Source organism: Novosphingobium sediminis (assembly GCF_007991615.1).
GTDB lineage: Bacteria > Pseudomonadota > Alphaproteobacteria > Sphingomonadales > Sphingomonadaceae > Novosphingobium > Novosphingobium sediminis.
This window is the reverse complement of the sequence record NZ_BJYR01000034.1, coordinates 17238-28463: the sequence shown is the minus strand read 5'-3', so window position 1 is coordinate 28463 and position 11226 is coordinate 17238. Positions and strand designations below refer to the sequence as shown.

12 protein-coding genes are annotated in these 11226 nt (G+C 62.4%); all 12 read right to left on the bottom strand.

What is annotated here, in order from left to right:
• Positions 1-138: 138 nt before the first annotated feature.
• Genes NSE01_RS19925 through traC form a run of 12 tightly spaced genes read right to left on the bottom strand, consistent with a single transcriptional unit; the run spans position 139 to position 11220 of the window.
• A complete protein-coding gene (locus tag NSE01_RS19925) occupies positions 139-1593 on the bottom strand; it encodes a conjugal transfer protein TraH (RefSeq protein WP_147161353.1) in 1455 nt (484 codons plus the stop codon).
• The gene (gene traF, locus NSE01_RS19920; RefSeq protein WP_147161352.1) at positions 1593-2399 is read right to left on the bottom strand and encodes a conjugal transfer protein TraF; all 807 of its coding nucleotides are present in this window, start codon (positions 2397-2399) and stop codon (positions 1593-1595) included. The genes NSE01_RS19925 and traF overlap by 1 nt, the downstream gene beginning before the upstream one ends.
• Positions 2396-2773, bottom strand: coding sequence for a hypothetical protein (locus NSE01_RS19915; protein ID WP_147161351.1), 378 nt, complete (start codon positions 2771-2773; stop codon positions 2396-2398). Before NSE01_RS19915 ends, traF begins: the two co-directional genes overlap by 4 nt.
• A gap of 2 nt (positions 2774-2775) precedes the next feature.
• Positions 2776-4539 (bottom strand): conjugal transfer protein TraN, encoded by a 1764-nt coding sequence (locus tag NSE01_RS19910; RefSeq protein WP_147161350.1) that lies wholly within the window; start codon positions 4537-4539, stop codon positions 2776-2778.
• Positions 4536-5288, bottom strand: coding sequence for a type-F conjugative transfer system pilin assembly protein TrbC (gene trbC / locus NSE01_RS19905; RefSeq protein ID WP_170233916.1), 753 nt, complete (start codon positions 5286-5288; stop codon positions 4536-4538). The genes NSE01_RS19910 and trbC overlap by 4 nt, the downstream gene beginning before the upstream one ends.
• A gap of 15 nt (positions 5289-5303) precedes the next feature.
• Positions 5304-6329 (bottom strand): conjugal transfer pilus assembly protein TraU, encoded by a 1026-nt coding sequence (gene traU / locus NSE01_RS19900; protein ID WP_147161349.1) that lies wholly within the window; start codon positions 6327-6329, stop codon positions 5304-5306.
• Positions 6319-6597: a hypothetical protein gene (locus NSE01_RS19895; protein WP_147161348.1), complete on the bottom strand. Its 279-nt coding sequence runs from the start codon at positions 6595-6597 to the stop codon at positions 6319-6321. Before NSE01_RS19895 ends, traU begins: the two co-directional genes overlap by 11 nt.
• Complete coding sequence (gene traW / locus NSE01_RS19890; RefSeq protein ID WP_246135303.1) at positions 6594-7250, bottom strand: type-F conjugative transfer system protein TraW; 657 nt, start codon at positions 7248-7250, stop codon at positions 6594-6596. Before traW ends, NSE01_RS19895 begins: the two co-directional genes overlap by 4 nt.
• On the bottom strand, positions 7247-7768 hold the full coding sequence (locus NSE01_RS19885; RefSeq protein WP_246135302.1) for a S26 family signal peptidase: 522 nt from the start codon (positions 7766-7768) through the stop codon (positions 7247-7249). Before NSE01_RS19885 ends, traW begins: the two co-directional genes overlap by 4 nt.
• On the bottom strand, positions 7755-8327 hold the full coding sequence (locus tag NSE01_RS19880; protein ID WP_147161346.1) for a TrbI F-type domain-containing protein: 573 nt from the start codon (positions 8325-8327) through the stop codon (positions 7755-7757). Before NSE01_RS19880 ends, NSE01_RS19885 begins: the two co-directional genes overlap by 14 nt.
• Entirely contained in the window at positions 8324-8677 is a 354-nt protein-coding gene (locus tag NSE01_RS19875; protein WP_147161345.1) for a hypothetical protein, read from the bottom strand. The genes NSE01_RS19880 and NSE01_RS19875 overlap by 4 nt, the downstream gene beginning before the upstream one ends.
• Positions 8674-11220: a type IV secretion system protein TraC gene (gene traC / locus NSE01_RS19870; protein ID WP_147161344.1), complete on the bottom strand. Its 2547-nt coding sequence runs from the start codon at positions 11218-11220 to the stop codon at positions 8674-8676. Before traC ends, NSE01_RS19875 begins: the two co-directional genes overlap by 4 nt.
• Between the last annotated feature and the right edge of the window lie 6 nt (positions 11221-11226).

The following is an 11226-nucleotide window of genomic DNA, read 5'->3' as shown; positions in this document are numbered from 1 at the left end:
TCACGACGCGCAGCAGGGCGCGAAAGCCCCCTCCCCCGGTCCAGGCGCTGACCGCGTTGAAGACATTGACGAGATACTCGCCCCCGCCGATCGTGAAGATCTCCATCATCGCTCGTCCCTCCTGCCGCGGGGTCGGACCTATTGCAGGCCTTGGTTGGAGAGGGACGTGCTGAACCGCAGCGCAGCCGACATCTGAGGCGAAAGGTTGTTGCGGAGCGTACCCTCAAGGAAGACGGCGCGCTGGACAACATGCTGGGTCCGCTCAAGGCGGAGGTTCATGCCTTGCGAATAGGTATCGAGCACCTGACGAACCGAGGCGATCTGCGCTCGCCACTGTGTTAGCGCTTCCTCATTGGCGTTCTGGAACGAGCCAACACCGCGCGAGGCGTAGCCGTAGTATTGCTGCGCCAAGGCATCGAGCAGGTCCATCGCGACGATCTCGGCAAGATCATTCATGTCGTTGGCGGTCATGCCTCCAAGCGTTGCGGCCGCGTTGACGGAGATGATCTTGTAGAGCGGGATGGTGGTCGCCCCGAGCAAACCGATCTCGTCAGGCGTGAGAGCAGCGTTACTTCGCACTTTGCCGTTCATGCTCTCGATCATCGCCCGCACCCGCGGCTTGAGGGCCTGCGAGGCAGATACAGACATGCTCTGCGTAGTGGGGTTGAGGCACTTGTCGCTCGTGTCGCACTTCAGCATCGTGACCGAGCCCCCGCCATCGAGCAGCGCCGTCAGCAGTGCCCGGTCTCCCTGCCCGACGAACTGGTAGCCGCGTTTGCCGCTGGCATCGCCGTCCTGGTAGAAGATGACCGTGCCCACGAAGGTCATCAGGTATTCGCGGAAGTTCACCGAGAAACTGGGGTAGCTCTGCTTCAGCATCTCCCAGGTGAAATTGTAGCTGGCCGCCGGAATCGCGGGATCTTTGTTCGCCTTCAGGGTCGCCTCGCGCTGACCGCCCGTCCCGCATTCATGGCGCCCCTTGGCCCAATCCGAGAACAAGCCCTGGCTGTTCCCGATCGACTTGCAGATCTCCGAGGACATGCGATCGGACTTGCCCCACAGGCCGCCGACGAGGTTCTGCGCGGTCTCGCAGCTGTTCATGTTGAACTGGTTCATCTGCTGCGCCTTCTGGGCCATTTCCTCGATCGTGGCGGAGATCTGCGGACTGATCGACTTGATCGCGAGCTGGAACGCGAACCCCAGCGCATTGTTGGCTGTCGCCTTGAGCATCGCCACAATCTCGTCCGAGTTGATGAACGAGAAGGAGCCCGAGAAGACGTCGATGCCGCCGCAGCCGGCCTTGACCGAGGGCAACTGGAGATTGACCGGGTTGACGCTTCTTTGCGGGAAGCGGGTCCAGATGTTGCCGCCCGAATAGTAGCCCGCAGACTGACCCTGGTAGGCGACCGGCCCGGTAGCGTTTGCAGCAGCGCCCATGTCATTGAAGAAGCTGTTGAGCTCAGAGCCGACATTCGCGCGAACGGGGCCGCCGGCCATGCTGGCAACGGCCAGCGCCGACAGTGCAATGCCCGCACGCCTTAGGATCGGCGCGAGCAGTCGGGTCCCAAAGGCTTTCGTGGGCTTGTGTGCCATCAGTAGTCGCTCCCCGGTTCGATCTTGGTCAGATAGAAGATGCGCTGCATGACCTCGTCGGCCGCCATCACGCCGTAACCGATAGGAATGGGCTGCTTTGTCTGGGTGTCGAACAGAACGAGAGCCGGGACGGTCCCGCCCTGCAGGCCCATGCGCTGGTACTGGCCGCTGTCGACCACGAAGTTGGGAAACGCTTCATTGGGGCCGCCGTCCATTGAGACTGCCAGAACCTCGAGGCCGTAGCTGTCGGACAGGGCCCGCATAACCGGCGAGAATGTCCGGCAGGCAGAGCACGACGAGGAGTAGAAATAGAAAACGCCATAACGCTCGGTGAGCGCAGCCATCGAGCCCTCGCGCTGCTGGCGCCGATCGGTCAGCCAGGTCTGTTTGGCGAGGGTCGAGACCGGACGCTCGAGCGTGTAATCGAGCTCGGGGTTCTGCCAGATTGCCCGGCTCCAGACGTCGGCGAAGGTCGACGCACGATCGAGCTGCTCGCGCTGGAAGCGGATGTAGTTGACGATGTTCTCCGAGGTCGGCTCGAGGATCGCGCGCGCCTTGAGCTCGTCGAGCTGGCGGGTAATCGCCGCCATACGATCAACCGCAGGCGGGCTTTGGGCAGGCTGCTGCTGCGCGCGTTCGCGCGCCTTTCGTTTGGCCTCTTCCGAATTGCAGTAGAACCAGGTGCCAAGTTTGCGCTCGTCGCAATAGAACGCATCGCGCGCCGCTGGAGGGGCACTCTGCGCCAGCAAGGGAGCGCCTGCCGCTACGCCGAGGGCGGTCAGGGCCAGGAAGAAGGGCTTTGTCATGGGCATTGTCCTTTCCCAAAGTCGAACATCTGGAGGAGGAAGGCGGTCTTGAAGAGACCGCGGCCGCGGTCGATCATGCGGATCATTCCCCCCGAAAGGGTCGTCGTCGCTGCGATCCCAGCTTCTGTCAGGCAAAGGGCGCATTCGCCCGCGTCCGAACGGCGCGCCCAATCCTTTTCGAGCAGCCGCGCAATCGAGCCAGCGATCTCGCTCCGCGTTGCCGGGCACAGAAACCAGTCTTCGATCCGCGCAAGAAGATCAGCCTCGGTGCGTGCAAGATCGCGGCCGATTGCCACCGCCACGGCCAGATCGAGGACCTGAGCGGATGGGAAAGGACGCGCCTTCCCGAATGGCAGGACGGTGCCTCCTGTCATGATCAGGTTCCTCCATGAGAGGTGTAGTAGCTCTCGATCTTCTGCTGGATCTGGAGCGACAGCTCGATCTCGCTCGGCAACTTGGCGGCGTCGACGAACTCGGCGTAGACCTCCCGGAAATCCATTCGGCTGAGATCAAGCTTCTGGAACTGGGCAATCAGGAAGCCCTCGCAGTCAGGCTCCTTGGGTGTACCCCACTGCATTCCGAGCTGGGCTTTGCCCTGCTGATTAAGGATGCGGACAAGCTTGCTACCATAGCAGCAGTAGGACTGCTTGCGGGTCACGCAGACGCCGAGCACGCGAGCCGAGCAATAGGTGCCGACAAAGTGGCACAGACCAGCATCATCGCGCTTGTCGACCTCACGGTCTTCGCGGTCGCAGAGGAAAGGCGTCAGGAGCGGAATGCCCTTGCCACTGCAGCAGTTCGAAAGACCGAAGATCTTTCGTGTGCAGCGCAGATGCTCGCCGCTGAAAATCTTTAGCCTGTCGGGGTCAAAGCCGTCGCGAAGGTTCCCCATGACGTTCATGGCGACCATCGCATCCTTGAACTCTGTCGAGGCCTCACGCGTCACCTGCGTGCATTCGCCGTCGATGCAGTAGAGGTCCCCCGCACAGACATAGGCCGCGGAGGCGGCGGTGCCCGCTTTAGGAAGCGTACACTGATACCAGCGGTCGTGGACATTACAGGTCACGCCGTCGGGATCGAAGCTCAGGCATTCATCATGGCTGAACCTGCAATCGGTGCGTGCTTCCAGCGCGGCGCAATCATTAGCCGGCGCCACGCCCTGACACTGATAGGTGCGCTGCCACTCCCAGCAGCTTCGCGTGACCGAAAGACCGCCTACCACCCGCGTCTCACCGGGGGCCGTGCAGACCTCGTTGGCAAGGGTGCAGGTGGCGCCACTGGTGGCACTGCGGCAAGCCGCTTCGTCAACTGTTTCGCCGACGACCCGAGCACTGTTTCGTTCGACTCCCCCCAGCACGCCGCTCAGCTGCGAAGGGCATTGCCAGACCTGGCGGTAAATCGGCTCACCGGGCTCTGAACACCATTTGCGGCCGTTATCCTCTGCTACCCACTGGAGGCACCTCTGGCCGATGCGCACGCTGCGCTCGAGGCTGCAGGAACCCGAACCTGGCGCATTGGCAAGCACCGGACACATCTCGTTGCGCCCGGCAAACTCCTCGGTTTCGCAAGCATATTCCCAATAGCGCCGCCCTTCGGTCTGAACGCTGAGCGCGGCGGTGCAGGTCCGCGGCGCATCAAAGGGCTGCGACCCGCTGTTGCAGCTTTCAAGATAGGTTGTTGCGCCATCGCCGCCCGGCGGAAGCGGCGAACAGGTGTTAGCTTCCCCTCCGATGCCAGGGCTCGCACCCAGATAACGGTCGGGATCGCCTTCAATCGCCGAGGCTGAGGACAAATCGATTGTCGCTGGATCAAATACCCTGCGGCGGGGGTCCACGACCGTCCGGTATTGCTCCTGATAGCGTTGGGCTTCGCCAGCTGTCGTCAGGCCTATCGGATCATCAACATAGCGCTTGGCCGGAATCTCCGTTCCGCCAAAGCCCGGAACCTTGGCTTCACTGCCGGCGCTCAGGATCGTCGAGGATTTACCATCGCGAAGGCTGCGTGCCATCGCCTCGCCGTCTTCGCGCGCATCACCGGACGTCATCTGCGCCTGGGCGAGATGGCCGGACGCGGCCAACACCAGCAGGATCGGCGAAATCCAGGCTAGACCTGAGCGCAGAGATCCGCGAGCTGGTTTCACCGCACCTGCCTTATGTTGGCGAGCGCAATGCGCGACACCGCAGCGCCCGGGCCATTGGCCTCGGCGAAAGTCTCAAGCACGTAGGACACACTGACATTTCCGGCGATCCGGTCATGCGGAGGCGGGGTGGTGACACAGTCGAGCTGATCGCAAGGCTCGAAATCGGTGGAGACAGCCACAAATGTCGGGACCCTGTCGACGCCGAACGAGCGGAACAGCCGCGGATCGATCGCGACATTTGTCGCCCCGGCCTGGTCGACAACCTTGCGAATACCAGTGATGAAAGCCTGAGGATTGCCGGAGGAAAACCCCCGGAAAACCACAACGCCGCCGGCCTTCGTCGTGTCGGCGATGAGCTGCGAGAGCGCGTCTTCAGGCATCGACAGGCTGGCAAAGGCGATGAAGAGCGGCGCGCCCTTGGGCTGCACATGGCCAGCCTTGGCGCCGTTCACGATGGCATCGAAATCGATGGGACCCTTTGCCTCACCAGCACCGGAAACGTCAATATCCCGGACCGCACCGTTCGCTGCATCGACAACGCTTTGTGCTTCGCCGCGGTGCGCCTCGCTCCTCGCGGTAGCGAACTCGAACAGCGCCTGTGCATCGGCTTGCGCTGCTTGTCCTCGCGCTTCGATCGCCTGAATATCAAGGCCCTCGACGCTCTGCGCGAAGACTGTCACCGCGCAGCCTGCCAAAGCGACCAGTCCAAGGCCGAAACCTGCAAGAGCGACAGCAAGTGTGCGGTTCACTTTCTCCCTCCCTCTTTAAAGAACGCAGCAGTTTCGTTTGCGCCAGACGAGGAAACCCACATCCTCCCCCTTGACCGGGTAGACTTGGCCCGCCTTTGGCAGGAGCGTCGTGGCGCCGATGGGCGAACAGGCCTCACGTCCGCTCACCATGGCCGTGGGGTTCACCTGCTGCAGCCGGTACTGGCTCTTCTTGAGGATCGGCATGAGGTACTTGGAGCACAGCGCCTTTGGACCGCTGGTGCCCCAAGCCAGACCCTGCCGGTGCATTTTGTAGATCATCCGCTCAGCGGCGAGCCGGGCCGATTGCTTCATGCCAACATTCGCGCCGATGTTGCCGTTCATCGGGTACATCGGTCCCTGGCAGCCCGAGCACCAGAAGAGCTCGTCCATCGGCAACTTTGCGCTCGCTGAAATACAATCGGCTGAACACGCAGCCTGTGCGAGCGGCGAGGTAAAAAGGGCTGCTTCGGGATTGAGCAACGTCGTGAGCTCATCGTCCTGCCAGAGCGGATCGATCTCGCTCAGATAGGCCACATCAAAGGAACTCGCCTCGAGGCAAAGGAAATCCGTGACCACCTCCAGCCAGTAGAGCAGCGGGTAGATGTAGTAATGGACGTGGTACTTGGCGCTGTTCTGGGCCTGACCGCCGACCTGCGAAGAATCCGAGGCATAGCCGTTGCCAATCGAGAAGCCCGGATTGAGTTTGATCCCCCCGAGATTGGGGAAGCACCAGGGCTTGGTCGTGACGTCGACAAGCCGCACCGGCTCCCAGAAACCCATCGCAAGACCAATGCGCGGAACAGGTGTGCCGCACGCGCAGATCGGGAGATCGGGATTCTTGGTATCGGCCCGGGAGGAAGGCCAGATCTTGAGCGAGCCGAGCGAAAGCGGGAACATGCATCCCCAGCACACATCGGTGACAGGATTGACGAAGCTGCCCGAGCACCGGCCCGGCCCGGTTGGAAGACCTTGCGCCGCTGCCGGCGTCGCCAGCGCGGCCACCAGCAGAGCCACGATGGGAGCCAGGAGCCTAAGCAGCATCTTGGTCCTCCCTGCCTTGCATGAGCCAGGCATCGTCGGCCGCATTCTTGGCCTTCAACCAGAGCCAGCCCTGAACGATGACAAAGGTGAAGGTGGCGCCCAGCCAGGGAAACGCCAGGGGTCGTGCCAGCGTGCGAAGTTCGCCAAAAAAGAGCACTGTTGCGGCGAGCACCGCGCAGCCCATGATCACCCGAACGCGAGCGCCGCGCAGCGTCGGGGTTTCGGGGGCCGCGAGCGGCACAGGCAAAAGATCACGCCACCCGGTCATGTCGGCTGACCCTTGCGGCGGATCACATGCTCGGTGACGAGCAGCAAATCGCCCTTGCGCTCGACAACGGCGGGCGTGTGGCGGATCCCGAAATGAGTCGTCAGACGCCCGTCTTGGTCGAAGTAGAAGCGCCGGCGATGCGTTTGCATCTGGGTGAACGGCGAGCCGTCGACGAAGATTATCTTGGCCGCTTCTTCGCCTCCCCGCTGCATGGCCCATGCGAGCTCTGCAGAATCGTTGCCGTTGATGAAGACGAGCTTCTTCGAAAGGCCCGACAGGGCCAGCGGATTGACGCGCTGGCCTGCAACAGCAATGAGGTTGCCCCTGTGGTCACGAACGTCGTTCTCCACCACGATGGCTGGATCGAATTCCCAACTGCGAACTTCGGTTGCAGCTGCAATGCCGGCAACCGGCACAGGCTGCATCACCCGCTGCTTGACCTTGTCCGCGAACTGCCGGTTGAGCGCGTCGAGCTTGCCACTCGCTTGCGCGGCATCGAGGCGGGTCTTGATCACGGCCAGGAGGTCAGGCTCGATAACGGGCCAGGTCTGACCCATCTGACCGTGATCGACGCCCGCGCGAATGGGCGACAGGGGCGTGCCTGCACCGATCGCGAACGGCGCCAGCAGCGCAAGAAGGACCCCGCGCTTCACAGTATTGCCCTTCCGGTGCCGACCAGTCGGTCGCGGCAGACAAAGCCGATATGCGCGTAGCGGCTGTCGAACCCGTCCATGTGCGGGGTCGCGGCAAAAATGCACCCCTTTGGCACTATACCCAGAGGCCCTTCCTCGAGCGGGTCACCGCGCTTGGTTGCAGGCTTCAGCGATGCGATCCGCTGACCATTGACGAGGACGTCTGCGCCGCGCCGCGTCACGACATCTCCCGGAAGTCCGACCGCAATCTTCGCAAAGGGAGGAGGGTTGTTGCCGAAGTACTTGGCTGTCATCCGGTCATGGCCCGGATGGAAGATCACGTAGTCACCGCGTTTCGGGAAGCTGCCGCTTTCGACGAGGAAGGCCCAGTTCGGAAGTGAGTCCGAAGCATTGATCATCAGGGCGTGCGTTCCGCTCCACCGGGCAAGTGCGCTGAACCCCATCGCGAGGGCGCTCAGCGCGGCGATGGCGGCGAGCTTCTGCGCCAGCGACAGGCGCTTGGAGTCAGTGCGCTCCACCGCCCTGCCCTCCGCCATTCGCGGCCATGAAGGCCTGCATCTCGGATTCGACCCGGGCGGCATTCGCTGCGGAGCCCTTTGGTCTCACTCCTGATCCCATGCCTTGCATCGCTTGGGCAGGCGTCGGCCGCGGGACCCGGGCATAGACGGCAGCCTTCACGCTTTGCGTCACGTCCGGCACGTTGCCGCCAACGATGGCCTCGTGAACCAGCACGACCTTGCCGCTTTTGGAGAGGCTGGCGACCGTTTCATCAAGTGCCGCCATGAAGACGGCCGTTTCACGTGCCGCCGTGGTTTCGTCCGCGCTCGAACGGGACTGCGCCTGAAGATATTCGCCGATGATCCCCTGAAGCTGCAGCTGGACAAACTCCTGCCTCGAGTCAGGCGACGATGCGATATTCCGTGTCACCCAGGCGCCCCAGATGAACATGGCGATGCCGGCTGCAAGCAAGACCAGTTCCCGCGGCGACATGCCAGCGAACCGGCGTTGCAAGAGCGATCCGGTCGGCTTTCGTGCCGGGGCCGCCGCTGGAGGCAGCTCATCAAACAGGTCTCTCATTGGTCTTCTCCCGTGAGGTCCGTGATGGGGATGAAGGCAGCGCGAAGGCTCGCGCGGCGAAAGAAGGCGGTCAGCGCAAGAACGATGACGAAGATCGCCAGCACGATGGCTTCGAACTCACCCCGGCGGGCGGCGTCCGCAGCGGAAAACCGGGATGCAAGATTGCCGAGTTGCAACACCAAGCCGGCGAAGGTGAAGCCGCCGAGGGCAAAAAACACGAGCAGCCCTGCACCGATCGCCGAAAGCAGGGTCGTTGCGCCCCAACCTGCAACGCGTAAGGCTACAAACAGCGCATCCTGGCCGCGCTGGACAAACTCGGCCCTTTGTTGGGAACGAGACAACGCGATCATTCCGCCGCCTCCGCCTGCTGATATCCTTCGGGAAATGCGACGGCCTCGATCGCGTCGTGCATCGGCAGCCCGCGCTCGATGTAAGCCTCGATCCGCGCGAAAACGTCAGGGCTCGATGAGTAGAGTGCCGCCGAATAGCGGTCGAGGACGAGCCGTCCGATGCTTTCGGTGTCGGGTCCGCGGATGAAGATGTCCGAATAATCGGTGCCATTGCGCTTCAATGAGCGCAGGAGCGCCTCGGTGAGATTGTCCATCTCGAAGCGATCCGAATTGCGGAAGTCCGAGATGGTCTCGCCCTTCTGCTGGAGGATCAGGAACCAGTCTGAGTTTTCGAGCGCGGCTCGCGACCCTTCCGACTTGTAGTAATCGTGGATCGACTGCGTGGCCGTAATCAGCGCGCCGCCATATTTGCGGCACGTGCGCGAATAGGTCTCGACGAAGTCGGCCATCGCCCCACCCTTGAGCATCTGCCAGGCCTCATCGATGATCAAAGGCTTCGGCGTCGCGCGGTCCATCCGGCGCATGACCTGCGAGGCGATGAACATGATCGACGTGAGCACAACGCCGCGCAGCTCCTCGCGGGTCGCAAGGTCAGAGAGCTCGAAAACCGTCAGATCAGCGGACAGGTCGAGGTTGGCATCACCCAGAAAGAAGCGGCCAAAAGTGCCCTTTGCCGCGAATGGCAGGAGAGAGGTTGCCAGATCATAGGCACAAGGGTGCTGCGCCTGCCCGAGCGCGGCGATCACATGGTCGACGGTCCCGTCACGGCCATGCTCTTCCCAAACGAGATTGACCGCCTGGTCGATAAGCCCCCGTTCGGTGTCGTTGAGCCGGGTCTCGTTGCGCGCCATCTGCGCAATGATCGATTTGAGCATCGCGAGGCAATCGACCAGATAGTCGTCGTCTTCGCGCGCCAGATGCTCATCGATCATCCGGAACGGGTTGATCGAGATCCCGGAGGACAGTTTGAACTCGGTGAACGTGCCGCCTAGAGCCTTCGCCATATGCTCGAAGCTACGGCCATCATCGATCACGATGGTCTTGGCCCCAACCCCTGCAAAGCTCGCGGTCAGATCCTGAAGGAGGACCGACTTGCCAGAACCGGACTTGCCCGCGATCGCAACATTGTGGTTGCCAGCGGTGTTCTGGAACGGCGACCAGAACTGTGGCTGACCGCGCCTTCCGATGAACAGCAGATGGGGAATGTTGCCCCCGACATACTCTCCCTGGATCGGCGCGATGGCTGCGACATTGGCCGAGCGCATGGTCCGCAGGCGCTTCATGCGCTTCAGATCATGGTCGAGCCCGTCGGCAAGCAGCAGCGGGAAGTGCGCCATGAAAGCGGGCAACTGGATATGGGTCTCGTCGATCAGGTCCCATCCCGTGGCCTTGTAGAGCGCTTTGAGTGTGCGCTCGCAGGGCTCGCCCCGGCCCTTGGGCGCAATGATCGAGACGGCGTAGTAGCAGGATACCAGCTTCTCGCCCTGCTTGACCCTGTCGGCCACGAACTGCCATTCGGCGGCCTCAGTGCGCAGCTTGGGAACGAGCTTGACGCCCTTGCCATCGGCCAGCGACGTCGTTCGTGCGAACTTGTATCCCGCCCTTGCTTCGGAGGATTCCGGGCCCGGGATGATCCCGCAGACCGTCTGGAGCACTGGACAGGGAAGGCTGAGCTTGGGATTGAAAATGTCGCCAATGATCTTCTGGGTATCCCAGGGTGCCCAGCGATCGGGGAAGCCTCGCACTGCCATGGTACGGACGTCAAACCTCTCGGGCACAAAGTCCTTCAGCTCGGGGACACCCGATGCGACGGCGCCCGTCGGCCTCAGCGATTGGGCATGGAGAACAAGGCGGTCCTTCTCGACGTGCGTGACCAGATCGCGCCGGACACATTGCTCGTTGATCGGATCGAACCGGTTGTAGTCGGGCACCTCGTCTCCCGCACCGTTCGACGGCGCAAGGATCTCGTCGAACAGGCGGATGAGATCGATCGGCGCGAACTGCCGGACCGGGACATTGATCGATTCCAGCGCCGAAATGATCCCGTCGCGCATCGTAACGAGGTCATCATTGGTGAGACTGGACCCTTGCCCAATGCCCACCGACATCACGACACGGAAATTGCGCACAAAAAACGGTCCGTCGCTCGCAAGCGTTGACCAGGCACCACCGAGCAGTTTGTCGAGGCGGTGGCGCGCAAGTGTCCGGAAGACGCCCGAAGCCGTGAAGCGTGGCAGCGCCCAGGCCTGCAGCATCTCGGCTACCCTGGGACTTGAGAAATTGGTCACGCTGAACCGCGTTCCGGGCTGGAGAATATCGGAGAAGATCGTGCCGATGATCTCACTGACCCGGTCATTCGCGCCCACAAGCGGTGCAAGCTCGAGAATGAAGCCCTTCGAACGGACCTGGTGAAATATGCGCTTCTCCTCGTCGAAAGAGCGATAACCCAGAAAGTGCGACAGCATCGGAACATCGGGCGCGCGGGCGCTGCGCTCCGGCTTGCGGCTGTCTCCCACGACGAGATCGACGATCGAGCCGAACATCGCGCC

What these genes read in the sequence shown, in the direction of transcription:
- NSE01_RS19880 (WP_147161346.1), bottom strand. Translation starts at nt 8,327, where the DNA reads ATGAGAGACCTGTTTGATGAGCTGCCTCCAGCGGCGGCCCCGGCACGA.
- NSE01_RS19875 (WP_147161345.1), bottom strand. Translation starts at nt 8,677, where the DNA reads ATGATCGCGTTGTCTCGTTCCCAACAAAGGGCCGAGTTTGTCCAGCGC.
- NSE01_RS19925 (WP_147161353.1), bottom strand. Translation starts at nt 1,593, where the DNA reads ATGGCACACAAGCCCACGAAAGCCTTTGGGACCCGACTGCTCGCGCCG.
- traF (WP_147161352.1), bottom strand. Translation starts at nt 2,399, where the DNA reads ATGACAAAGCCCTTCTTCCTGGCCCTGACCGCCCTCGGCGTAGCGGCA.
- NSE01_RS19915 (WP_147161351.1), bottom strand. Translation starts at nt 2,773, where the DNA reads ATGACAGGAGGCACCGTCCTGCCATTCGGGAAGGCGCGTCCTTTCCCA.
- traU (WP_147161349.1), bottom strand. Translation starts at nt 6,329, where the DNA reads ATGCTGCTTAGGCTCCTGGCTCCCATCGTGGCTCTGCTGGTGGCCGCG.
- traC (WP_147161344.1), bottom strand. Translation starts at nt 11,220, where the DNA reads ATGTTCGGCTCGATCGTCGATCTCGTCGTGGGAGACAGCCGCAAGCCG.
- NSE01_RS19895 (WP_147161348.1), bottom strand. Translation starts at nt 6,597, where the DNA reads ATGACCGGGTGGCGTGATCTTTTGCCTGTGCCGCTCGCGGCCCCCGAA.